The following is a 23000-nucleotide window of genomic DNA, read 5'->3' as shown; positions in this document are numbered from 1 at the left end:
GACCGGCGGCGCGACGGGCGGGGCAGCAGGCGGAGCCGGCGGTGCGGGCGGCGGGGGTGGCGGGGGTGGCGGCGCCGCGGCGGGCTCGGCAGGTACAGCGGGCTGCTGGGGTTCGGGCACGACGGGCTCGTCGTCGCTCGGCGGGTTACCGCCCGGGTTGTCGCTCATGCGTGGCCTCCCTGGTCACGGGCGATCATCGCCCAGGCGTAGCGAACCGAAGCCCACCACCTGTGTCAAGGAACCAGACAAACCACGGCATGTCGGAGGTTCCCGTTCGACACCGGCCGAGATCAGCCCGCGAGGCTCCGGACGACGGCGTCGGCCAGCAGGCGTCCGCGACGCGTGAGGACGAGCCGTCGACCGCCGTGCGCGGCCCGGCCGAGCGCCGCCGTCCCGTCGACCAGCCCGTCGGCGACCAGTCCCGCGACGGCGGTCCGGGCGTCGGACGGCAGCTCGTCGATCGGGAGGCCGTCGGCTAGTCGCACCCCGAGCATCAGCCGCTCGAGGAGGGCTCCGTCGCCGCTCACGACCTCCCGGCCGGCCGCGGGGCTCAGCCCGCGGTCGAGCCGGTCGGCGTAGGCGCGCGGGTGCTTGACGTTCCACCAGCGCACGCCGCCGACGTGGCTGTGCGCGCCCGGCCCGACCCCCCACCAGTCGTCGCCGCGCCAGTAGGCGAGGTTGTGCCGGCACGCCGTCTGGGGGTTGCGCGACCAGTTGCTCACCTCGTACCAGTGCAGGCCCGCCGCCTCGAACAGGTCGTCGGCCAGCTCGTACTTGGCAGCCTGGTCGTCGCCGTCCGGGAGCTCGAGCTCGCCGCGACGCACCTGGACGGCCATGCGCGTCCCGGCCTCGACCACGAGCGCGTACGCGGACACGTGGTCGACACCCGTCGCGAGCGCCGTCTCGACGCTGGTGCGCCAGTCGTCGACCGACTCCCCCGGCGTCCCGTAGATGAGGTCCAGGGACACGGCGAGACCGGCGTCCCGCGCCCAGCGCACGACGTCCGGGATGCGCTCGGGGTCGTGCGTGCGCTCGAGCGTCGCGAGCACGTGCGGGACGGCCGACTGCATGCCGAACGAGACACGCGTGAACCCGGCAGCAGCGAGCGCGTCGAGCGACTGCGGCGTCACCGAGTCCGGGTTCGCCTCGGTGGTCACCTCGATGTCGTCGGCGAAGCCCCAGGCGTCGCGGACGCCGCCGAGCATGCGCGACAGGTCGGGCACGGACAGGACGGTGGGAGTCCCACCCCCGACGAAGACGGTCTGGACCGGCCGGGTGGGCAGGATCGAGGCCGCGAGCGCGATCTCCTTCAGCGCCGTGTCCGCGTACGCGTTCTGGCTCGCGCCGCCGCCGAGCTCCGTGGCCGTGTAGGTGTTGAAGTCGCAGTACCCGCAGCGCACCGTGCAGAACGGCACGTGCAGGTAGACGCCGAACGCCCGGTCGGACAGGCCCTCGAACGCCGACGCCGGCAGCGAGCCGTCGTCGGGTGCGACATCTCCCTCAGGGAGAGCCGGGCTCACTTCTTCTTCGCGTCCTTGCCGCCCGCGGAACCGGCCGGCTCGCTCGAGAGCGCGGCGATGAAGGCCTCCTGCGGCACGTCGACCCGACCGATCGTCTTCATGCGCTTCTTGCCCTCCTTCTGCTTCTCCAGGAGCTTGCGCTTACGCGTGATGTCGCCGCCGTAGCACTTGGCCAGGACGTCCTTGCGGATCGCGCGGATGGTCTCGCGCGCGATGATCCGAGCGCCGATCGCGGCCTGAATGGGCACCTCGAACTGCTGCCTCGGGATCAGGTCCTTGAGCTTGGCCGTCATCATCACGCCGTACGCGTAGGCCTTGTCCCTGTGCACGATCGCGCTGAACGCGTCGACCGTCTCGCCCTGCAGCAGGATGTCGACCTTGACCAGGTCGGCCTCCTGGTCGCCGATCCGCTCGTAGTCGAGGCTCGCGTAGCCGCGCGTCTTGGACTTCAGCTGGTCGAAGAAGTCGAAGACGATCTCCGCCATCGGCAGCACGTAGCGCAGCTCGACGCGCTCCTCGGAGAGGTAGTCCATGCCCTGCAGCTCGCCGCGCTTGGTCTGGCAGAGCTCCATGATCGCGCCGATGAACTCGGACGGCGCCAGGATCGTGCCCTTGACCATCGGCTCGTTGACCGCGCCGATCTTGCCCGACGGGAACTCGCTCGGGTTGGTCACCGTGACCACGCTCTTGTCCTCGAGCGTGACCTCGTAGACGACGTTCGGCGCGGTCGAGATCAGGTCCAGGTCGAACTCGCGCTCGAGCCGCTCGCGCACGATCTCCAGGTGGAGCAGGCCCAGGAAGCCGACGCGGAACCCGAACCCGAGGGCGACCGACGTCTCGGGCTCGTAGTTGAGCGCGGCGTCGTTGAGCTTGAGCTTGTCCAGCGCGTCGCGCAGCACCGGGTAGTCGGTGCCGTCGATCGGGTACAGGCCCGAGAAGACCATCGGCTTCGGGTCGGAGTACCCGCCGAGCGCCTCGGCGGCGGGCTTGCTCGCGTTGGTGACCGTGTCGCCGACCTTCGACTGGCGCACGTCCTTCACGCCCGTGATCAGGTAGCCGACCTCACCGACGCCGAGCCCCTTAGTCGGCACCGGCTCCGGGGAGATCACGCCGATCTCCAACAGCTCGTGGGTCGCGCGCGTCGACATCATGACGATCTTCTCGCGCGGGTTCAGGTTGCCGTCGATGACGCGGACGTACGTCACGACACCGCGGTAGGTGTCGTACACGGAGTCGAAGATCATGGCGCGCGCCGGCGCGTTGGCGTTGCCGGTCGGTGCCGGGACGAGCTCGACGATGCGGTCGAGCAGCTCGGTGACTCCGGCACCCGTCTTGCCCGAGACGCGCAGGCAGTCCTCGGGCTCGCCGCCGATCAGCTTGGCCAGCTCCTCCGCGTACTTCTCCGGCTGCGCGGCGGGCAGGTCGATCTTGTTGAGCACCGGGATGATCGTCAGGTCGTTCTCGAGCGCGAGGTACAGGTTGGCCAGCGTCTGCGCCTCGATGCCCTGCGCGGCGTCGACCAGCAGCACGGCCCCTTCGCACGCGGCGAGCGACCGGGACACCTCGTACGTGAAGTCGACGTGCCCGGGGGTGTCGATCATGTTGAGCGCGAAGGCGTCCTCACCGACGCCCCACGGCATGCGCACGGCCTGCGACTTGATCGTGATGCCACGCTCGCGCTCGATGTCCATCCGGTCCAGGTACTGCGCGCGCATCGCCCGTGCGTCGACCACGCCCGTCAGCTGCAGCATGCGGTCCGCGAGCGTCGACTTGCCGTGGTCGATGTGCGCGATGATGCAGAAGTTGCGCAGCAGCTCCGGCGGCGTGGCCGCAGGGTGGATGCGCGACGAGGCGGCGGCACCGGGGATCGGGGACAAGCGGACTGGCTCCTGAGATCGATGTTGCGGCAGGCGCTCGAAAGGCACTGATGGCGCCGTCACGACGAACGGTGACCGTCGCCGCCCTGTCGGGCACGTGCGGTCGGTACCACCATGGTCCCATGACGACGCACCCCGCCGATGCGCCCGCCGTGGCTCCTGCCCCGATCTCGTCCGACGCCGAGCCCCGTGCGCGTTCCGGCGGACCCGGTGCGGAGCTCGACCACCTGGCCCTCCTCGCGGACCTCCAGGCCCAGTTCCTGGCGACGATCCCCACGGTCGACCCGGAGACCCGCGTGCCGTGGTGCGGCCGCTGGCGCGTCAAGGACCTCGTCGTGCACGTCGCCCGCATCCACCACTGGGCCGCGGGACAGGCGCGACGGGAGCAGGAGACGCCGCTCGGCCGCGGTCCGTTCGTGCTCGAGGACCTCTACCGCGACTGTGCCGCCGAGCTGCTCGACACCCTCGCAGAGCTCGGCCCCGACGCCGCGTCCTGGACCCTGGTGGGCAACGGGCCCGCGTCGTTCTGGCGCCGCCGGCAGGTGCACGAGACGCTCGTGCACCTGTGGGACCTGCGCACCGCCACGGGCCTGGACCTCACGGTCGACCCCTCGGTCTGGGCGGACACGGTCGACGAGGTCGTCACCGTCATGCAGCCGAGGCAGGAGCGCATGGGTCGGATGGAGCCGCTGCCGGCCCCAGTCGCACTGCACGCCGCCGACGCGGGCCGCACCTGGCTGCTCGGGGCGTCGTCTGCAGGGAGGGAACCCGCCGTCCACGTGCGCGGGACGAGCCGGGACCTGGCTCTGCTCGTGTGGGGACGGCCGCACGACGGCCTGCTCGTCGACGGCGACCAGGCGACGCTCGACGACGCCCTCTCCCGCAGGCTGACCCCGTGAGGCCGGTCAGGCCTCGCGCGTGATCTCCACCGTGACCGAGGTCTCCTGCGTGGCGGCACCCGCGAAGATGCCGCGCAGCGGCGGGACGTCGTCGTAGGAACGCCCGCGGGCGATCACCACGTGGTGGTCACCGACGACCGCCCGGTTGGTCGGGTCGTACGCGAACCACTCCCCGACCCACCACTCGACCCACGCGTGCGAGTCCCCGCTCACCGTGGTTCCGATCTCGATCTCGTCGTCCGGGTGCAGGTACCCCGAGACGTACCGGGCCGGGATGCCGAGCGAGCGCAACGCCCCCGAGACCAGGTGCGCGAGGTCCTGGCAGACACCGGCGCGCTTGGCCCAGGCCTCCGAGGCGGGCGTGTGCACCGTGGTCGCGCCGGGGATGTACTCGACCTCGTCCCGCAGCGCGTTGCTCACCGCGAGCGCCGCGTCGGCGGGCGACAGGTCTCCCGCGACGCGCTGGGTCAGCTCGACCACGTCCTCGGGCGGCGCCGTGGTCGGCGTGTCCGAGAGGAACTCGGCGAGCCGGTCGCGGACGTCGGCACCCCGCAGCGTCTCCCAGCCGGCAGGGCTCTTGAGCGGCTGCCGCTCCGCGACGTCGACCAGGTGCTCGGCCGTGACCACGAGCGACTCGTGCGGCGTCAGCACCTCGAAGGCCGTGACGGCGGTTCCCCAGTAGTCGCGGTACTCGGACCAGCCCGTGTGCGGGTACACGTCGACCTTGGACTCGAGCACGGTCTGCCCCTGCTGGGTCAGCGGTGTCATCCGTGCCTCGTTGTACGACGCCAGCACCGGCTTCGCGTACTGGAACGTCGAGGTGTGCACCACCCGCAACCGACTCACAGTGCCTCGCCCACCCAGTTCGTCGCCGACCCGCTCGGGAAGTAGCGTCCACGGATCGCGTCCGAGGCGGCCGAACAGGCTCGTTGCACGCGTTCCATCTCCTTGGGCAGTGCGTCGAGCACCTCGATCAACGGTCGGTACTCCAGGTTGGTGCGCACGTAGCCGATGTGCCGGCGCGCGTCGTCGACCGCGGCACGGTCGGCGGCGGGCTCGAGCGCGGCCAGGCAGGCCTCCGCCTGGTTCAGGGCGAAGACGATCGAGCGCGGGAACAGCTGGTCCGTCAGCAGGAACCCGGCCGCGCGCTCGTCGGACGCCGCGCCCCGGTACATCCGCAGGAACGCCTCGTGCGCACCGCAGGACCGCAGGAGCGTGGTCCAGCTCGGCCCGGCCGAACCGGCCAGCGCTCGCGTGGTGAGCAGGCGCGCGGTCATGTCTGCCCGCTCGATGGATCGGCCGAGCACCATGAAGTTCCACGTGTCGTCGCGCGACGTGGCCGAGTCGGTGATCCCCGCGACCACGGCGGCCCGCTCGCGGACCCAGGTGAAGTAGTCGTGCGGACGCGCGGGCCGCATGTGCGACGGCAGCTGGTTCCAGGTCGCGTTGAGCGACTCCCAGAGCTCGGTCGAGATGGTCTCGCGCGCTCGACGGGCGTTCTCCCGTGCCGACACCAGCGAGCCCGCGATCGAGGAGGGCGCGAACCGGTCGTACGCCAGCATGTCGAGCACGTACTCCCGGCCGACCAGGACGTGGCCGGGCTCCGCGGGCCGGTCCATGACCGACAGCAACGAGCGGCAGGCCAGGTCCTCCTCCGCCCAGGGGTCCTCGAGCAGGATCTGCACGTGCACGTCGAGCAGCCGAGCGGTGTCGTCGGCACGCTCGACGTACCGTCCGATCCAGAACAGCGACTCCGCGATCCGGCTCAGCACGCGCCACCACCTCTGCTCTCCGACGACCTCACCGGGAACGACCGCATCTGCTGCTGCTGCATGACCTGGGCGCGCACGTCGTTCGGGTTCGAGTCGATCGGCACCGCCTCGTCCTGCGCCACGGACTGCGGCAGGTCGGAGCCGTGCCGCACCGCGCGCCTGGGGACCGCGCCGCCGAGCACCCACGTGTCCTTCGAGCCGCCGCCCTGCGACGAGTTGACGACGAGCTCGCCCTCCGGAAGCGCCACACGCGTCAGACCACCCGGCAGGACGAACACCGACTCGCCGTCGTTCACCGCGAACGGCCGCAGGTCGGTGTGCCGCGGCCGCAGGTGGTCGCCGATGAGCGTCGGGATCGTCGACAGCTGCACGACCGGCTGCGCGATCCACCCGCGGGGGTCCTCCCGCAGCCGCACCTTGAGGGTCGCGAGCTCGCTGCGCGACGCCTTCGGTCCGACGACGAGCCCCTTGCCGCCCGACCCGTCGACGGGCTTCACGACGAGCTCGTCGAGCCGGTCCAGGACCTCCTCCAGCGCGTCCGGCTCCTCGAGGCGCCAGGTGTCGACGTTGCGCAGGATCGGCTCTTCGGACAGGTAGTAACGGATCAGGTCCGGCACGTAGGTGTAGACGAGCTTGTCGTCGGCCACCCCGTTGCCGACCGCGTTCGCGATCGTGACGGTCCCATTGCGTGCGCAGGTCATGAGCCCGGGGCTGCCGAGGTACGAGTCGTTGCGGAACACGACCGGGTCCAGGTAGTCGTCGTCGACCCGGCGGTAGATGACGTCCACCCGGCGTCGGCCCTGCGTCGTCCGCATCCAGACACGGCCGCCCGCGCAGAACAGGTCCCGCCCTTCGACCAGCTCGACGCCCATCATGCGAGCCAGCAGCGAGTGCTCGTAGTAGGCGCTGTTGAAGACGCCCGGCGTGAGCACGACGACGGTCGGTTCGTCGACACCGCTCGGCGCAGCAGCGGTCAGTGCCTTGAGGAGCCGCCGGGGGTAGTCGGCGACCGGGCGGATGCGCAGGGCCGCGAACAGCTCCGGGAAGGTCTGCGCCATCGCACGTCGGTTGGAGAGCACGTAGCTGACGCCGCTCGGCACGCGGACGTTGTCCTCGAGGACCCGCCAGCCGTCGAGGCTGTCGCGGATCAGGTCGATCCCGGAGACGTGCACGCGCACACCGTTCGGAGGCGTGATGCCCCGGGCAGCGCGCAGGAAGTTCGTCGACGACAGGACGACCGACCGTGGGATCACACCGTCGGCGATCGCCTTCTGCGGGCCGTAGATGTCCGCCAGGAACGCCTCGAGCGCTCGCACGCGCTGGGCGACACCCGGAGCCACGTGCTCCCACTCGTCACCGGCGACGACGCGCGGGACCACGTCGAGCGGGAACGGCCGCTCTTCTCCGGCGAAGTCGAAGGTCACGCCCTGCGCGAGGTACGAGCGGGCCAGGGTCTCCGCGCGCCCGCGCAGCTCTCCGGCGCTGAGCTCGGCGAGGGCGGTGTGCAAACCCTTGTAGGCCGCGCGGGATCCCCCGTCGGCGTCGATCATCTCGTCCCAGGCCGCGCCCGCTGGGTAGTCCTCGAACAGGTCCGCCATGATCCGGACAGTATCCGCCCGGTGCTAACGGCGCGTTACAGAGGGGCCGTCCGGGTTACAGAACGCGCACGTGAGACCGCTATCGTGCCTGGCGCCGTGCGCCCGAGCCGGTCTCGTTCGCGCCGCACGCCTGTTCGTCGCCGTCGGCCGATACGTTCTGCGGGTGACTCGAGCAACCCGATGGGCAACCCTCCACCGGTTCGTCAGCCGGCTCCTGGGCCGCGACGCCGCACAGGCCCCGGGCACGACCCCGGGCGCGGACCGCGTGGTCCTGCCCGACCATCACGGTCAGGTCCGCCTCGAGTACTCACCGCGGCGCGACGGAGACGCGGACCCCGGTGAGATCGTCTGGGGCTGGGTCCCCTATGAGGAGGACACCTCGCAGGGCAAGGACCGCCCGGTGCTCGTCATCGCACGCAACGAGCCCGCGGTGCTCGGACTGATGCTCACGAGCAAGGACCACTCCCGCAATGCCGCGGCGGAGGCTCGCCGCGGACGCGTCTGGCTCGACATCGGGTCCGGCCCGTGGGACTCGCAGCGTCGACCGAGCGAGATCCGGCTCGACCGCATCGTCCAGCTGCACCCCACCGCCTTCCGCCGTGAGGGCGCCGTGATGGACCGCGAGCTGTTCGACCGGGTCGCGGCCGCCTTGCGCACGTGCCAGGGCTGGTGACCGGATCGACAGATCGGTGCGCAGGTCGTCCGGATCGCGTGCCTTCGGTCTCGTCCAGGAGGGTTTCGGCCAGGAGCCCGTGTACTGGTAACATTGATCTTCGCGTGTCCGCCCGGGTCGGCGGGCACAAGCCCAGTTCCTCTCCGCGGGTGTCCCCACGCCCCAGTCCCGGAGCTGTGTGCGCCCTCTAGACCTGTCAGATCGCTTCGGCGAACGCACAAGAGAGTCCATACGTGGCCAACATCAAGTCCCAGATCAAGCGCATCACCACCAACGAGAAGGCGCGCCTGCGCAACAAGGCGGTGAAGTCCGAGCTCAAGACGCACATCCGTCGCGTCCGTGAGGCCGTCGCCGGTGGTGACAAGGACGCCGCCAACACGGCGCTCGTGTCTGCCTCGCGCAAGCTCGACAAGGCCGTCTCCAAGGGCGTCATCCACGCCAACCAGGCGGCCAACAAGAAGTCGGCGCTGGCCAAGTCGGTCGCAGCTCTCTGAGCCCAGCGCTCAGCTTCTGAGATCTTCCCGAACGGGGTCGGCCTGGTGCCGGCCCCGTTCGGCGTCTCCGGGGCGTCCGCCGTGCACCGCCTCGTGCGCTGCCGCGCTCGACCCCGACGCAGACACGAAGGAGGCGCCACCCGTGCGGGTGGCGCCTCCTTCGTTCATCCGATCAGGCGAGCGACCAGGTCTCCCAGGACCGCAGCGGCACGGTCGGCCGGAACCCGGCCTCCCGCAGAGCACGGTCGTACGCCTCGGCGGCCTTCGACGTCTCCCCGTGCAACGCGTAGCGGTCGCCCAGATCACGCCAGGCGGCTGCGGACTGGCGGGACGCCGACATCATGCCCAGCATGTCGGCTGCCAGCCGGTACGCACGTGCGGACCCCTCGAGGTCTCCCCCCGCGTGCAGGGCATCGCCGTACGAGAGGTGCGCGATCGCCGTCTCGACGCGTGGGGGCTCACCCAGGCGCTCGAGCGCAGCGGTCGCGTACTCCTCGGCCCTGCCGATGTCCCCCAGGAGGAGGTGCGCACGGGAGCGCTCGACGTCGACCCGGGCCATCTCCAGCTCGGAGCCGAGCACGGCGAGCCCGGGTGCGGCGCGCTCGATCTGCTCGAGCGCCGCGTGCGGGTCTGCCGGCTCGGAGCGCAGCAGCAGCCACGCGTAGTTGAGCCGGAGTCTCGGGAGGTCGCGGTCGGGCTCACCCTCCGACAGGAGCGCGAGCGCCCGTTCGGTGTAGCGCTGGGCGAGCTCGTAGTCGCGTCGCTGCTCAGCCACCAGGGCAGCGTTCCAGTACACGCTGCCTCGGCCGCGCGGAGTGCCCAAGGACTCGGCAAGCCGCACGAGCTCCGCTGCCCGGTGCGTGGCGTAGAGCAGGTCGCCACGCTCGACGTAGGCCCAGAGGACCGTCGACGCCAGCCTGAGGTGTCCGTCGGTGCCGGTGAGCTCAGCGTTCTCCAGCTCCGTCAGCGTGTGCTCGCCGACCTCGACGGCACGGTGCAGATCGCCCGCCTCCAGGTACGACGCCACGAGCGCGTTCGCCAGCTTGGCGGAATCGACGTGGTGCGCCCGGCTGCGGGCGTCCTCGAGCAGGGGTTCGAGGATCGCGACTGCCGCCTCGAGGTCGCCCAGACCCTCGTGCGCACGGGCCAACGTGGTCAGGGCCTCGACCCGGACCGCCGGCGAGACGATGTCGAGGTCGAGGACCTCGAGCCGTCTCTTGGCGCCCGCAGCGTCACCCTGGGTCAGATCGAGCCTTGCGTAGTCGAGCTCCAGCCGGGTACGCGCCTCGTTCGGTCCGTCCTCACCGTGCTTGAGGAACTCGAGGGTTGTGCCCAGTCGGATGGCGAGCACAGCAAGAGCGGAGTCGGTCGGTTCACGATGACCCGCCTCGATCAGGGAGATGTAGCTCGGGGAGAACGCGGACCCGGCAAGCGCGGTCTGTGACAGTCCCGCAGCAAGTCGGGCATCGCGCACCCGGTCAGCAATCGTGGTCATGGTCAGTCATTGTATGTGTGACGACGGCATGATGCACCACCCCTTCGGGGGGTGATGATGTCGCCCAGGCCGGATTCACGGGGGACGCCTGGATCAGACCGCGATGCGGCAGCAGCCCGTGGCGCCGCCGTTCATGATCAGCGGGCCGGCCGTGACGGCCGCGGGGCCGCCGGTCAGACCGAGCGTGACGACGATGGCGGCGATGGCGAGAGCGGACTTGAGGGAACGGGACATGATGGAACTCCTGTCAATCTTGCGTCGGGTCAGGTCAACACCATGATGACCGATGAATGCCCAACCCAGCCCACACCTGTCCGTTTCATGGGGAGTATCGGGTGAAACTCGGCGGTCTTACCCCGTCCGATCGGGACCTTGGACCCACTCCTGAGAATTCCACCCACACTTCATCGTTCACAGGCTTGATCTTGTGATGTCATAGAGCACATGACACCGGACGACGCGGACGGCTGGCTCGCGGACCTCGCGGCTGCAGTCGAGGACGCCATCCCCGTGGCGCTCCGCCAGGAGTGGTCGCAGCGGATTGCCCGCGAACCAGTACTCGTGGCACGGCAGGGGATCTTCTCCGAGCACGGCAAACCGTTCGCCTACCAGCTGTCATTCCGTTCGCCCGACCAGCACACTGCGACCGCCACGACGTGGAACGCGCACCAGCACGAGCGCGCCACCGCACACGTCCTCGGGGCCACCTTCGGCCGGGTCGACCTGGAGCACGTGGCACACGGACGACTGCTGTTCGTGCGGTGCCCGCGGGCCTACCTCGTGGGCGAGCTGCCGGTGCCCAGCCGGCCAGATCGCCTGGTCATAGAGATCAACGACGGTGTGACTATCGACGCCGCGGTCATCACGGGCATCCGTCGACTGCGCGAGCAGGGCTTCCGGATCGCGGTCCCCTCCTTCGTCAGCAACCCGAACCAGCGTCGCCTCCTCCCGCACGCCGACTTCGTCAAGATCGACGTCCGGGACCTCGACGTCGAGGGCCCCCCGGTCGTCCACCTTGCGCGGTCCTACGGCGCCCTCCTGGTGGCTGAGTTCGTCGAGAGCGCCGAGACGCTCCGGCACGCTCGCGACCTCGGCTTCACGCTCTTCCAGGGCAACCTGCTGGAGCGGGCCGGCGTGCTGGACCGCGCGGGCGCTCGCCGCGTGAACCACTAGGGCCATCGGGCCCTACCGTGACGCTCGCCGGTCACACGAGGTACGTCCGATCGGGTGAACGGCGTCATAACCTCGTCACACCGCGCTCTCATCGAACGTGACCGTGGCAGCCGCGTCCCCCAGAACCCCATCGAGACTTCCGATCGCGCGCCAGCCGATCTGGACGATCGACGGCCAGCTGTACGGCAACGAGTTCCTCTACCGGTCGCGTGACGGGCTGCCTGCACAGGTCGACCGGTGGCGCTCGGACCGTCAGGACATCGCGACCGCCTCGGTGCTCGACGTGCTGTTCGGAGACGGGCCGCCCCGCGACCGGCACCCCGCCTTCGTCAACGTCACACGGTCGTTCATCGTCAACGACCGCCCTCTGCCTGGTCACGCCGGCCGCCTGGTCCTCGAGATCGTCGAGTCCGTCGTGGCCGACGACGCCGTTCTTGCCGGGCTCGCCCGCCTGCGCGCCCGGGGCTACAGGATCGCCATCGACGACTTCGCGGCAGAGCCCGACCAGATCGCGATGATGCCCTACGCGGACTACGTGAAGATCGACGTCCGCGACGTCGACCGGGTGGGACCGCACATCGTTCAGCTGGCCCGCCGCTACGGAGCGGTGCTCGTCGCCGAACGGGTGTGGAACGACGCCCTGGTGGACGAGTGCCGCGCGCTCGGCTTCGACCTCCTGCAGGGTGACGTCCTGGGGCCCGCCATCACCCTCGTGGCCTAGTCGGGCGCAGATCGGATCAACGGCGTACCCGACAGCGCAGGTGAAGCACCCGGTTGCCCTGGATCACCACGTCGGGATCCTCCAACAGGTGCTGCGCGCGGACCGGCCCGAAGTAGCGCTTGCCGGACCCGAGCACGACGGGCGCGACGTCCATGCGCACCTCGTCGACCAGACCCGCGGCAAGCATCTGGCCACCGACGTCACCAGCGGCGACCTCGACGGTGCGGTCACCCGCAAGCTCGTGCGCCGTGGCCATGGCTGCCTCGATGCCGTCGACAAAGTGGAACGGCGCCTCGGGGTCCCAGCCCCCGGGTTGCGGCCGGTGCGTCACGACGACCACGTGGTCGATCCCGCTCGGGGGCTTCCCGTCCCAGCCGTCCGTCAGGTCGAAGACGTGGCGGCCGACGACCGTCACCCCGATCTGGTCCCAGTACGGCCGGACGTAGTCGTAGGACGCTTGCGACACCTTCAGCTCGCCGCTCTCGTCCAACGGCACGTCACCGCTGAGCAACCACTCGAACAGCGGTCCGGGCTGGTCGTCCTCGTCCGCGACGAAGCCGTCCACCGACATCGAGCCGTACATGACCACCGTGCCCATGAGGCTCTCCTCTGCTCTGGGGTGCCCACAAATCAGCCTGTCGTGAGCCGTCGCTCCTGTAAAGAATCAGTCGACGGATCCGGTGGGGTTGATCGAGAACGGTGGCGGGGAAGCGTTAGCTGCCGGCCGGCCGCTTCGGCGTGACGCCGACGAGCAGCTCCCGCATCGGGCTGCCTGACTGCTCAGCTGCCTGAGGACGCCGCCACGCGAAGAACCGCACGTTCCACCGCGAACTGCGGGTCGCGCCCCTCACCCTTGACCTCCGCGTCCGCCTGCGCGACTGCCGAGATCGCACCGGCGAGGCCCTCAGGGGTCCAGCGCCGCAGATCCTGGACGGCGCGGTCGGTCTGCCACGGGGCCAGCCCGAGGTCCCTGATCGCTCCGGCGCCCCGCCCACGGACCGCGGCCACCTTGGCGAGGACCCGCAGCTTGGCCGCGAGCGCCGCGACGATCGGGACGGGGTCGACGCCGGTGGCGAGAGCGTGCCGCAGCAACGCGACCGCCTGACCGGCATTGCCTGCGACAGCCGCGTCGGCCACGCGGAATCCCGTGGCCTCGATGCGGCCGCCGTAATAGCGCTCGACCACCTCGGCGCCGATCAGCCCCGTGGTGTCCGCCACCAGCTGTGAGCATGCCGCCGCGAGCTCGCGCAGATCGCTCCCGACCGCATCGACCAGCGCGCGCACCGCCGCCGCGTCGGCGCGTCGGCCCGCTCGTCGTAGCTCGGCGGTGACGAAGGCGCTCTTGTCCGAGTCGGACTTGATCACGTCGCACGCGACCGTGGGTACGCCGGTGGACCGCAGCAGGTCGAGGAGCTTCTTGCCCCGCACCCCGCCGCCGTGCCGCAGGACCAGGACGACGCCAGGTGGCGGTGCGGCGACGTAGGCCGTGACGTCGGCGAGCAGCTCGTCAGGACCCTTCTCGAGCGCGTCGACGACGAGAACCTTGTCCTCGGCGAACAGCGACGGGCTCGCGACGACACCCAGGGTGCCCACCACGTAGTCGGCGCCGTCCAGGCGCGTGACCTCGACCCCAGGGTCCGTGGCCCTGGCCAGACCGACCACCCGCTCGACGGCGCGGTCGGCGAGCAGACCTTCGGACCCGGCCACGAGCAGGACCGGCGCGAGCTCCACCGCATCCCAGGAGACCCCCACGGTCTTGGTGGGGGCGCGACGGGCTGCAGGAGGCACGACGTACAGCCTGCCAGACGCCACCGACGTCCTCGTCGCCCTCGACTCCGCGGCTGCGCCACTGCGGCGATCCGGCAATGCGGCACTGGCGAGACCTCGGAGCGACCGCACGGGACACAGCCGGCGTCACCGATGTCGTCGCGCGACGAGCAACCGGACGGTGCACAGTGCGGCCGTCGCCAGCGCGAGGACTCCCCATGGGCCGGGCAGCCACGCCAGCTGCGCCCCCGGGGCGGCCGCGGCGACGCGTGCCACGGCGCCGATCCACCAGCACGCGGCGCCGGAGCCCAGTGCGAGCAGGTGCGCTGCAGGCGGGCACCAGGATGCGAGGACCGCGGCTGCGAGGCCGAGCACGGTCGCGGGCGCGACGGCGGGTGCGGCCGCGAGGTTGGCGGGGATGGCGTACATCGCCACGGCCGGCGTCGCCAGCAGGATCGCGGGCGCGCAGACCAGATGCGCAGCGACCGGCAGCGCAAGCGCCTGGGCGAGCGGGCGACCGCACCGCGCCGACCAACGCTCCGCGAGCGGGCCACCCAGCAGCACGAGGCCGCCCGTCGCCAGCACGGACAGCACGAACCCGAGCTCACCCGCGAGCCAGGGGTCGGTCACCAGCAGGACGACGACCGCGGCACACAACGCGGGCGGCGCCCGGTGCGGTCTCCCGAGCAGGAGACCGGCGGCGGCGACGAGTCCCATGGCGGCAGCCCGCACCACGCTGGGCGACGGGTGCACGAGCACGACCATCGCCGCCATCGCCGCGACCACCAGAGCCGCTCGAAGCCGACGCGGGACGCGCAGGGCGGTCGCGACCGCGAGCACGAGGACGGCGACGAGCGAGAAGTGCGCACCCGAGACGGCCGTGACGTGCGTGAGACCGGAGGTCCGCATCGCGGCAGCCAGCTCCGTCGGCACGCCGCTGGTGTCGCCGACCGTCACCCCCGGCAGCAGTGCACCGGCATCGCCTGGCAGCTGCGCCGCGAGCCCGGCGACGTCCTCCCGGACATGGTTGGCGGTGGCGTCCCAGCGGGCCGGGTCTGCGACCACCTCAGCGTCGGCGTCGGTGAGGAGCACCGCGACGACGCGCGCTCCGGGTAGGCCGGGCTGCAAGCGGCCGGTGACGCGCACCCGAGCCCCGAAGGGCACGCGGACGAGCGTGGCCGGCCCTAGGACCAGCACCTGCCCCACGGCCCGTGCGGTGCGGTGCGCTTCGGCGACCGACTCCACCACGACCACGCACCGGGCTCGTGGCGGGGCACCCGGCCACTCTGGCCTCAGCAGGACCGGCTCTCCGATCACCCTGCCGGTCAGCTCGGCACTGGCTTGTTCGTTCACCAGCTGCGCGAGCATCCCCTGCCCGCGAACGGACGTCTGCGCGGCACCGGCACCGAGAACCGCGACCGTGGCGAGGGCCGTGAGCACGAGTACCGGGGCCAGTGCGCGCCCCGCCCCGGACTCGCTCGGTCCAGGTCCTACTGCTCGGCGCCCCGAACCAGGACCCACGAGCTCTCGACGGTGAGCTGCTCGCCGAGCGACGACCGCTGTCGCGAGAGCGAGCGCACCGCAGAGCCCGACGACGAGCACGGCCGTCCGTGGGGAGGTGCGGACCACGGCGAGCGCCGCGAGCCAGGCGGCAAGAGCCGGCGCGACGAGACGGAGGTCGACCGTCCGGGGCGGGTCGTGATCGTCGTCGCCGACCTCCGGGTCGATCTCCGGGAGCGCGGCCCGTCCGCCGACCGAGGCAACGTCGGGAACCACGGTCGTCACACGCTCACCAGGTCGCGCAGTCGTTCGAGAAGCGTCGGCCCGATGCCGCTCACCTCGCCGAGGTCATCGACCGAGGTGAACGGTCCGTCGTCACGGTGCGCCACGATCCGCTCGGCGAGCACCGGCCCGATGCCGGGAAGTGCATCGAGGGCCGACTCGTCGGCAGTGTTCAGGTCCACCAGGCCGTCGTCCGGAACAGCGGCCGTGCCGGCGACCGGGCCCGTCTCGCCCGGTCCCGGAACGACGATCTGCTCGCCGTCGACCAGTACCCGCGCCATGTTGATCGCGCCGACCTGCGCGTCCGACCTCGGTCCACCTGCGGCCGCGACCGCGTCGACGACGCGGGACCCGGCGGGCAACCGCACCACACCGGGGGCTCCGACGGCGCCCACGACGTCGACGACGACGAGCGCTGCCGGCCCGTCCTCCGCCGTAGCGGTGGAGGTAGCGGTAGCGGTGGCGGTCGCCCCGTCGGGTGCCGGGATCGGGAGGACGACGGGCGCTCCTGGAGCCACGGACGCAGCACGCAGCGCGACCGCGCCGGCCAGGAGCAGCACGGCGACACCCGCGACCCCGACCAGGCGCCAGGACACCGACCAACGCACCCGTCGCCGCCGTGGCTGGTCGTCGACCTGGGTACCGTGCGCAGCCGCATAGCCGTCGGAGGCGACACGCAGCGCGCGGGACGAGCGAGTCGGCACCGGAGCCTCGCGGTCCGGCCAGATGAGCCGCGGAGGTTCGTCGACGGGGAGCGGCGTGACAGGTGAGCCCGCACTGGAGGGCGGCTCGAACAGGGGCGGACTCACCGACCCTTCCTGCAGGGCGGGTGGTGGCACCGCTGGGCGCAGCGGGGCGTCGGGACGCGGGGGCGGTGGTGGCGTAACCGGCGGCTGCGGAACGTCCGGCACGGTCGTCGGCGGTGAAGGGGCCGGTGGCGCCGGGGCCGGTGGTGGCGTCGTCTGATGCGGGCCGAGCGAGTCGGTCGGCTCGCCTGTTGTCGCCGGTGGGGCGGAGCTCGGTACCCACCCCGCGAGGGCTACCCGGCGGGGCGGCACGGTGAGCGCGTCGAGGCGCCGCCGTACCGCCGAGGTCAGCTCACGGTCTTGTCGCAGCACTCCGCGACGGTAGGTCGGTCGGCGGGCACTGGGGCCGCGGAGCGACCTGGTGCGGGATCATGCCCGGCGGTCGGGTGCTGGGGGCGGCTCACCCGAGGTCAGGCGTCGGCCACCACGATGCCGAGGACGCCCGGTCCGGCGTGCGCGGCGAGGACCGCGCTGGACTCGCTGACCACGGCCTCGGCGAGCCGGTCGCCGAGAACGGCCGTGATCTCGTCGACCAGGCCCTGCGCGATGTCGGGCTGCCCGAGGTGGTGCACAGCGACGCGTGCGGAGGTGCGACCGGACGCGTCGGCCAGCGCGAGGGCGACGAGCCGGTCGCGGCCCGCACGGCGGGTCCGAACCTTCTCGAGCAGCTCGACGCGGCCGGCGTCGAGCGTGAGGATCGGACGCAGACCCAGCACGGTGCCGAGCGCGGCCGCCGGTGCGCTGAGCCGCCCGCCGCGGCGCAGGTGGTCGAGCGAGTCGACGAGGAACCACACCCGCGCCGAGTCCGACGTCCGCTGTGCGCGGGCGGCGACCTCCGCGGCGGAGCGCGGGACCGGGTCGCCGCGGTGCCGGTCCTGCCACCACGAGCGCGCGCCGGCCAGCGGGCCGGTCGGGGCGGGCGGCTCGGGCAGCGGGAGGGCCGCGAGCCGCGCGGCCTCGATCGCGGCGAACCCGAGCGCCATGCCGACCGCGCGCGAGTCGACGACCTGCACGGGAACGGGCGACGACGCGGCCGCGAGGCGGGCGGCGCGCACCGTCCCGGACAGCTCGCCGGACAGGTGCACCGAGACGATCTCGCGAGCTCCGGCCGCGGCGGCGGCCTCGTACGCCGCGGCGAACGCGGCCGGGGGTGGCTGCGACGTCGTGACCTTGCGAGAGCCCTGCGTGAGCGCACCCAGCAGGTCCGTCGGGGACAGGTCGACGCCCTCGACGTGCTCGACGCCGTCGACGATGACGTCGAGCGGGACGACGCCGATCCCCCACCGCTCCGCCGCACCGGCGGGCAGCGAGGCCGTCGAGTCGGTGACGATCGCGACCGACGCGACGTGCTCGGGCCGGCTCAGACCGGCACCACGTTGACGAGCTTGGGCGCACGGATGATGACGGTGCGGATCTCCCGGCCGTCGAGGGCGCGCTGGACGCCCACGTCGGCCAGCGCGAGCGCGCGCAGGTCGTCGTCGGACGCGTCGACGGGAACCTCGGCCCGGCCGCGCACCTTGCCCTGGACCTGCAGGATGCACGTGACCGTGTCCTCGACCAGGTAGGCGGGGTCGGCCACCGGGAACGGGACGTAGGTCAGCGAGCCGTCGTGGCCGAGCTTGTGCCACAGCTCCTCGGCGACGTGCGGCGCGACGGGGGCCGTCATCAGGACCAGGGCCTCGACGGCGGCACGGGGCGTCGTCGGCAGGGTGGTCAGGTGGTTGTTGAGCACGATGAGCTTCGCGATCGCGGTGTTGATCCGCATGGCCGACAGGTCGGTCGTCACGTCCGCGATCGCGCGGTGCAGGACCCGGAGGGTCTCGGTCGAGGGTGCCTCGTCGGTCACGACGACCGCGCCCGTGCTCTCGTCGACGACGTTGCGCCACAGACGCTGCAGGAACCGCTGCGCACCGACGACAGCGCGTGTCTCCCACGGGCGGGACAGGTCGAGCGGGCCCATCGACATCTCGTAGACGCGCAGGGTGTCCGCGCCGTACTCGCCGTACATGTCGTCGGGCGTCACCGCGTTCTTCAGCGACTTGCCCATCTTCCCGTACTCACGGTTGACGGGTTCGCCCCGCCACGAGTGGCCCGTCTCGGCGGACGCGTCCTCGACGACCTCGTCGGCCGGCACGTACACGCCCCGGGCGTCGATGTAGGCGTACGCCTGGATGTAGCCCTGGTTGAAGAGCTTCTGGAACGGCTCGCCGCTGGAGACGTGGCCCAGGTCGTGCAGGACCTTGTGCCAGAACCGCGCGTACAGCAGGTGCAGGACAGCGTGCTCGACGCCGCCGACGTACAGGTCCACGCCGCCGATCGAACCGGGCTTCTGCTCGCCGTGGCCGGGACCCATCCAGTAGGCCTCCAGGGCCGGGTCCACCACGCCGCCGACCGCGTGCTGCGGGTCGAGGTAGTTCAGGTAGTACCAGCAGGAGCCGGCCCAGTTGGGCATCGTGTTGGTGTCGCGGCGGTACTGCTTGGGGCCGTCACCCAGGTCGAGCGTGACGGCGACCCAGTCCTCGTTGCGGCCCAGGGGCGGCTCAGGGTTGGAGTGCGCGTCGTCGGCGTCGAAGGTGCGCGGCGCGTAGTCCGGGACGTCCGGCAGGTTCACGGGCAGGGCCGACTGCGGCACCGCGATCGGCAGGTCGTGCTCGTCGTAGACGATCGGGAACGGCTCGCCCCAGTAGCGCTGGCGGCTGAACAGCCAGTCGCGCAGGCGGTAGGTGATGGTGCCCTCGCCGACGCCACGCGCAGCGAGCCAGTCGGTGATCGCGGACTTGGCCTCGGCGACCGGGAGCCCGTCGAGCGAGATCTCGTCGTTCGCGGAGTTGATCGCGTGCCCGTCGCCGGTGCGCGCGCCCGGGGGTGTGTCCTCGGGTGCGTCGACGGTGTAGACGACGGGCAGGTCGAAGGCCTCGGCGAACGCGAAGTCACGCTCGTCGCCACCCGGGACGGCCATGATCGCGCCCGTGCCGTAGCCCATGAGCACGTAGTCGGCGGTGAAGACCGGCAGCAGCTCCCCGTTCACGGGGTTGGCGGCCAGGTGGCCCGTGAACACGCCCGTCTTCTTGCCCGCGTCGGCCTGGCGCTCGACGGCGGTCTTGGCGGCGGACTCGGCACGGTAGGACGCGACGGCGTCCACCGGGGTGCGGTGCCCGCCGGTCCAGACGTCCTTGGTGCCGTCGGGCCATGCCACCGGCACCTCGTCGAGCAGCGGGTGCTCGGGGGCGACGACGACGAACGTGGCGCCGAACAGCGTGTCGGGCCGCGTGGTGAACACCTCGACCTGGTCGCCGCCCTGGACCGCGAAACGGACGCGCGCGCCCGAGGACCGGCCGATCCAGTTGCGCTGCATCGCCTTGACCTTCTCGGGCCAGTCGATGAACTCCAGGTCGTCGACCAGACGGTCGGCGTAGGCGGTGATCCGCATGTTCCACTGCCGCAGGCTGCGCTGGAACACCGGGAAGTTGCCGCGCTCCGAGCGACCCTCGGAGGTGACCTCCTCGTTGGCCAGCACCGTGCCGAGACCCGGGCACCAGTTCACGGGCGTCTCGGAGACGTAGGCCAGCCGGTGCGTGTCCAGCACCCGCCGACGCTCGACGGCGTCCAGGTCGGCCCACGCCACGTCGCCGGCGACCGCACGCGCCCCGGAGTCGTACTCCGCGACGAGCTCGGCGATCGGGCGCGCGCGGCCCACGCCGCCGTCCGCCTGCTCGTCGTACCAGGAGTCGAAGATCTGCAGGAAGATCCACTGGGTCCAGCGCACGTACTCGGGGTCGATCGTCGCGAACGTCCGACGTGAGTCGTGCCCGAGGCCCAGGCGGCGCAGCTGGCGCTGCATGATCGCGATGTTGGCCTCGGTGCTGGTGCGCGGGTGCTCCCCCGTCTGCACCGCGTACTGCTCGGCGGGCAGCCCGAACGCGTCGAACGCCAGGGCGTGCAGGACGTTGTCGCCCTGCATCCGGCGGAACCGGCCCACGACGTCGGTGCCGATGTAGCCCAGCGGGTGGCCCACGTGCAGGCCCGCGCCCGAGGGGTACGGGAACATGTCCATGACGAAGAACGCTGGCTGCGACGGGTCCGCGTTGCGTCCCTCGCCGTCCGTCAGGCCACCCACCGGGTTCGCGGCGTAGAACGTGCCGCGCTTCTCCCACTCGTCCTGCCAGCGGAGCTCGATCTCGCGTGCGAGCTCGGCCGTGTAGCGGAACGGGACGTCGTCGGACGTCGTGGGAGCGGTGGCGTGGGTAGCGTCCTGCGAGGTCACCCGTCGAGTTTACCGGGGTGGTTCACCAGCCCGGGTGCGGTGACCACGCCCGCCGTATGCTCCGGACATGTCGGACACCACGCCGTCGTCTGTCCCGGGCACGTCCGCAGCGGATCTCGCCGCCCTGAGGGCCGCCGCCGCGCAGGCCGCCGCCGACGCCGCGCAGGCGAAGGCCGAGGCGGCCGCAGCTGCCCTGGCGGCAGCGGAGGCCGCGGCCGCGGCGCCGGCGGTGCCACTCGGCGCCGAACCCGCCGCGCCGCTCGCGGTGCGCCCCGGGGCCGAACCCGCCGCGCCGCCGGCCCAGCTCTCGCCCCACGCCGCCGAGGTCCTCGCGGGTTACACATTCCCCGGTCCGATGCTCACGGTCGGCGCGCTCGTCGAGGACGACGTCGCGGTCCCCGGCGCACCCGTCGGCATCCCGCTGGCCATGATGAACCGGCATGGTCTCGTGGCGGGCGCGACGGGCACCGGCAAGACCAAGACGCTGCAGGTGCTCGCGGAGGGCCTCTCGGCCGCGGGGGTCCCGGTGTTCGTCGCCGACATCAAGGGCGACCTGTCGGGGCTGGCCGTCCCGGGCACGTCGAGCGAGAAGCTGCTCGCCCGAACGTCCAGCCTCGGGCAGGACTGGGTGGCGACGGCCTCGCCGGTCGAGTTCCTGAGCCTGGGCGGCATCGGGCAGGGGGCTCCGGTCCGGACGACGGTGACCGACTTCGGGCCGCTGCTGCTGTCCAAGGTGCTGGGCCTCAACGCGACGCAGGAGTCGAGCCTGGGCCTGATCATGCACTGGGCGGACACGCAGGGTCTCGCACTGCTGGACCTCAAGGACCTGCAGGCGACGATCGCCTACCTGGTCAGCGACGAGGGCAAGCCGCTGCTGCAGGGTATCGGCGGGCTGTCCGCGGCGACCGCGGGAGTGATCCTGCGCGAGATCGTGGGGCTGCAGGGCCAGGGCGCCGACGCGTTCTTCGGTGAGCCCGCGTTCGACGTGTCCGAGCTGCTGCGCACCTCGACCGACGGGCGTGGCGTCATCAGCGCGCTCGAGCTGCCCTCTGTCCAGGACCGGCCCGCGCTGTTCTCCACGTTCCTCATGTGGTTGCTCGCCGAGCTGTTCCAGGCGCTCCCCGAGGTGGGCGACCCGGACAAGCCGAAGCTCGTGTTCTTCTTCGACGAGGCGCACCTGCTGTTCACGGGCGCCTCGCAGGACTTCCTCACGCAGGTCACGCAGACGGTGCGCCTGATCCGGTCCAAGGGTGTCGGCGTGTTCTTCGTGACGCAGAGCCCGAAGGACGTGCCCGCCGACGTCCTGGGGCAGCTGGGCAACCGCGTGCAGCACGCGCTGCGCGCCTTCACCCCGGACGATGCGAAGGCGTTGCGGGCGGCTGCGCGCACCTTCCCCACGTCGCCGTACGACCTCGAGCAGCTGCTCCAGTCGCTGGGTACCGGCGAGGCCGTGGTCACGGTGCAGTCGGAGCGTGGCACCCCGACGCCCGTGGCCTGGACCCGGTTGCGTGCTCCGCAGTCGTCGATGGAGCCGATGGAGGCTGCGGCGATGTCGTCGGCGATCGCGTCGTCTCCCCTGTCCACGCGCTACGGAGCCGCCGTGGACCGCGAGTCCGCGTACGAGCTGCTGTCCACCCGTGCCGCCGCTGCTCAGGCGCAGGAGGCCAAGGAGGAGGCGGCGCGGGAGGCCCAAGAACGAGCCGACGACGCTGCCAAGGAGGCGAAGCGCAGCGCACCGAGGCGGTCCACCAGCCGGACGAGCCCGCTGGACAGCCTGCTCAGGTCGGCGGGCACACAGCTCGGACGTGAGATCACGCGCACGATCTTCGGCACCCGCCGGCGCTGAGCTACGCGCCGTCGATCGAGGCGAACGTCGCGGTCGTGACCATGGCCTTGAACTCGGCCAGCTGTTGCCCGTCGACGCCCGCGGAGTGCGAGGCGTCGAAGACCATGCGCTGACCGTCGACGTCGAGGATCCAGAGCATGTCGACCTGCCCGGCTGTCTGCTGCCAGCGACCCAGCCAGCTGTTGAAATGCCCACCAGGGCAGGCATCGAGGTCGATGTCGGGCACGGACAGCTCCACGTAGTACCCGTCGAACCCGTCGACCGTCACCGGAACGGGCTCCGTCCCGGATCGCATCGGCTGGGCGGCGAGGGC

General features: G+C 71.7%; 20 protein-coding genes. 6 read left to right on the top strand and 14 right to left on the bottom strand.

Annotation, left to right across the window (positions count from 1 at the left end; genetic code table 11):
- Positions 1 to 290: 290 nt before the first annotated feature.
- Positions 291 to 1520: a radical SAM family heme chaperone HemW gene (gene hemW, locus AC1DPN_RS19480; RefSeq protein ID WP_477086436.1), complete on the bottom strand. Its 1230-nt coding sequence runs from the start codon at positions 1518 to 1520 to the stop codon at positions 291 to 293.
- Complete coding sequence (lepA, locus tag AC1DPN_RS19475) at positions 1517 to 3397, bottom strand: translation elongation factor 4 (protein WP_477086435.1); 1881 nt, start codon at positions 3395 to 3397, stop codon at positions 1517 to 1519. The genes hemW and lepA overlap by 4 nt, the downstream gene beginning before the upstream one ends.
- A gap of 122 nt (positions 3398 to 3519) precedes the next feature.
- Between lepA and AC1DPN_RS19470 the strand changes: the two genes are divergently transcribed.
- Positions 3520 to 4296 (top strand): maleylpyruvate isomerase family mycothiol-dependent enzyme, encoded by a 777-nt coding sequence (locus tag AC1DPN_RS19470; protein WP_477086434.1) that lies wholly within the window; start codon positions 3520 to 3522, stop codon positions 4294 to 4296.
- Positions 4297 to 4302: 6 nt separating this feature from the next.
- On the opposite strand, the gene AC1DPN_RS19465 is transcribed toward AC1DPN_RS19470, so the two are convergent.
- Genes AC1DPN_RS19465 through AC1DPN_RS19455 form a run of 3 tightly spaced genes read right to left on the bottom strand, consistent with a single transcriptional unit; the run spans position 4303 to position 7666 of the window.
- Entirely contained in the window at positions 4303 to 5142 is an 840-nt protein-coding gene (locus AC1DPN_RS19465) for a transglutaminase family protein (RefSeq protein WP_477086433.1), read from the bottom strand.
- Positions 5139 to 6068, bottom strand: a complete 930-nt coding sequence (locus AC1DPN_RS19460) for an alpha-E domain-containing protein (protein WP_477086432.1) — start codon at positions 6066 to 6068, stop codon at positions 5139 to 5141. Before AC1DPN_RS19460 ends, AC1DPN_RS19465 begins: the two co-directional genes overlap by 4 nt.
- A complete protein-coding gene (locus AC1DPN_RS19455) occupies positions 6062 to 7666 on the bottom strand; it encodes a circularly permuted type 2 ATP-grasp protein (protein WP_477086431.1) in 1605 nt (534 codons plus the stop codon). The genes AC1DPN_RS19460 and AC1DPN_RS19455 overlap by 7 nt, the downstream gene beginning before the upstream one ends.
- 163 nt (positions 7667 to 7829) lie before the next feature.
- Between AC1DPN_RS19455 and AC1DPN_RS19450 the strand changes: the two genes are divergently transcribed.
- Positions 7830 to 8339 (top strand): type II toxin-antitoxin system PemK/MazF family toxin, encoded by a 510-nt coding sequence (locus AC1DPN_RS19450; RefSeq protein ID WP_477086430.1) that lies wholly within the window; start codon positions 7830 to 7832, stop codon positions 8337 to 8339.
- 233 nt (positions 8340 to 8572) lie between these two features.
- Entirely contained in the window at positions 8573 to 8833 is a 261-nt protein-coding gene (rpsT, locus tag AC1DPN_RS19445; protein ID WP_028046688.1) for a 30S ribosomal protein S20, read from the top strand.
- Positions 8834 to 9005: 172 nt separating this feature from the next.
- Here the strand turns inward: rpsT and AC1DPN_RS19440 are convergent, their stop codons facing one another.
- Together AC1DPN_RS19440 and AC1DPN_RS19435 are read right to left on the bottom strand one after the other, a co-directional pair.
- Positions 9006 to 10328 (bottom strand): helix-turn-helix domain-containing protein, encoded by a 1323-nt coding sequence (locus AC1DPN_RS19440; RefSeq protein WP_477086429.1) that lies wholly within the window; start codon positions 10326 to 10328, stop codon positions 9006 to 9008.
- Positions 10329 to 10421: 93 nt separating this feature from the next.
- Positions 10422 to 10562, bottom strand: a complete 141-nt coding sequence (locus AC1DPN_RS19435; protein ID WP_477086428.1) for a hypothetical protein — start codon at positions 10560 to 10562, stop codon at positions 10422 to 10424.
- A 210-nt stretch (positions 10563 to 10772) separates the two neighbouring features.
- On the opposite strand from AC1DPN_RS19435, the gene AC1DPN_RS19430 reads away from it, so the two are divergent.
- Both AC1DPN_RS19430 and AC1DPN_RS19425 read left to right on the top strand, forming a co-directional pair.
- Positions 10773 to 11501 carry an EAL domain-containing protein gene (locus tag AC1DPN_RS19430; RefSeq protein ID WP_477086427.1) on the top strand — a complete coding sequence of 243 codons (729 nt, stop codon included), beginning with the start codon at positions 10773 to 10775 and terminating at the stop codon, positions 11499 to 11501.
- A gap of 103 nt (positions 11502 to 11604) precedes the next feature.
- Positions 11605 to 12222: an EAL domain-containing protein gene (locus AC1DPN_RS19425; RefSeq protein WP_477086426.1), complete on the top strand. Its 618-nt coding sequence runs from the start codon at positions 11605 to 11607 to the stop codon at positions 12220 to 12222.
- 16 nt (positions 12223 to 12238) lie between these two features.
- On the opposite strand, the gene AC1DPN_RS19420 is transcribed toward AC1DPN_RS19425, so the two are convergent.
- The 6 genes from AC1DPN_RS19420 to leuS all read right to left on the bottom strand — a co-directional run bounded on the left by AC1DPN_RS19420 (position 12239) and on the right by leuS (position 20841).
- Positions 12239 to 12820, bottom strand: coding sequence for a dihydrofolate reductase family protein (locus tag AC1DPN_RS19420; RefSeq protein WP_477086425.1), 582 nt, complete (start codon positions 12818 to 12820; stop codon positions 12239 to 12241).
- Positions 12821 to 13002: 182 nt separating this feature from the next.
- Positions 13003 to 14010: a DNA polymerase III subunit delta gene (gene holA / locus AC1DPN_RS19415; RefSeq protein WP_477086424.1), complete on the bottom strand. Its 1008-nt coding sequence runs from the start codon at positions 14008 to 14010 to the stop codon at positions 13003 to 13005.
- Positions 14011 to 14136: 126 nt separating this feature from the next.
- Positions 14137 to 15774, bottom strand: a complete 1638-nt coding sequence (locus AC1DPN_RS19410) for a ComEC/Rec2 family competence protein (protein ID WP_477086423.1) — start codon at positions 15772 to 15774, stop codon at positions 14137 to 14139.
- A complete protein-coding gene (locus AC1DPN_RS19405; RefSeq protein WP_477086422.1) occupies positions 15771 to 16580 on the bottom strand; it encodes a helix-hairpin-helix domain-containing protein in 810 nt (269 codons plus the stop codon). Before AC1DPN_RS19405 ends, AC1DPN_RS19410 begins: the two co-directional genes overlap by 4 nt.
- Positions 16581 to 16987: 407 nt before the next feature.
- Positions 16988 to 17908 carry a DegV family protein gene (locus AC1DPN_RS19400; RefSeq protein ID WP_477086437.1) on the bottom strand — a complete coding sequence of 307 codons (921 nt, stop codon included), beginning with the start codon at positions 17906 to 17908 and terminating at the stop codon, positions 16988 to 16990.
- A gap of 29 nt (positions 17909 to 17937) precedes the next feature.
- The gene (leuS, locus tag AC1DPN_RS19395; RefSeq protein WP_477086421.1) at positions 17938 to 20841 is read right to left on the bottom strand and encodes a leucine--tRNA ligase; all 2904 of its coding nucleotides are present in this window, start codon (positions 20839 to 20841) and stop codon (positions 17938 to 17940) included.
- A gap of 67 nt (positions 20842 to 20908) precedes the next feature.
- Between leuS and AC1DPN_RS19390 the strand changes: the two genes are divergently transcribed.
- Positions 20909 to 22687, top strand: coding sequence for a helicase HerA-like domain-containing protein (locus tag AC1DPN_RS19390; protein ID WP_477086420.1), 1779 nt, complete (start codon positions 20909 to 20911; stop codon positions 22685 to 22687).
- Between the two features lies 1 nt (position 22688).
- Here AC1DPN_RS19390 and AC1DPN_RS19385 read toward each other — a convergent pair.
- Positions 22689 to 23000: hypothetical protein (locus AC1DPN_RS19385; RefSeq protein WP_477086419.1), on the bottom strand; the 312-nt coding region annotated here is incomplete at its 5' end.

Source organism: Cellulomonas sp. P4_H4, assembly GCF_056400865.1.
The sequence above is the reverse complement of the archived record's forward strand: the minus strand, read 5'-3'. Positions and strand labels throughout refer to the sequence as shown.

Coding starts and splice junctions, on each gene's coding strand:
- AC1DPN_RS19470 (WP_477086434.1), top strand. CDS start 3,520: ATGACGACGCACCCCGCCGATGCGCCCGCCGTGGCTCCTGCCCCGATC.
- AC1DPN_RS19455 (WP_477086431.1), bottom strand. CDS start 7,666: ATGGCGGACCTGTTCGAGGACTACCCAGCGGGCGCGGCCTGGGACGAG.
- AC1DPN_RS19440 (WP_477086429.1), bottom strand. CDS start 10,328: ATGACCACGATTGCTGACCGGGTGCGCGATGCCCGACTTGCTGCGGGA.
- AC1DPN_RS19435 (WP_477086428.1), bottom strand. CDS start 10,562: ATGTCCCGTTCCCTCAAGTCCGCTCTCGCCATCGCCGCCATCGTCGTC.
- AC1DPN_RS19430 (WP_477086427.1), top strand. CDS start 10,773: ATGACACCGGACGACGCGGACGGCTGGCTCGCGGACCTCGCGGCTGCA.
- AC1DPN_RS19420 (WP_477086425.1), bottom strand. CDS start 12,820: ATGGGCACGGTGGTCATGTACGGCTCGATGTCGGTGGACGGCTTCGTC.
- AC1DPN_RS19390 (WP_477086420.1), top strand. CDS start 20,909: ATGTCGGACACCACGCCGTCGTCTGTCCCGGGCACGTCCGCAGCGGAT.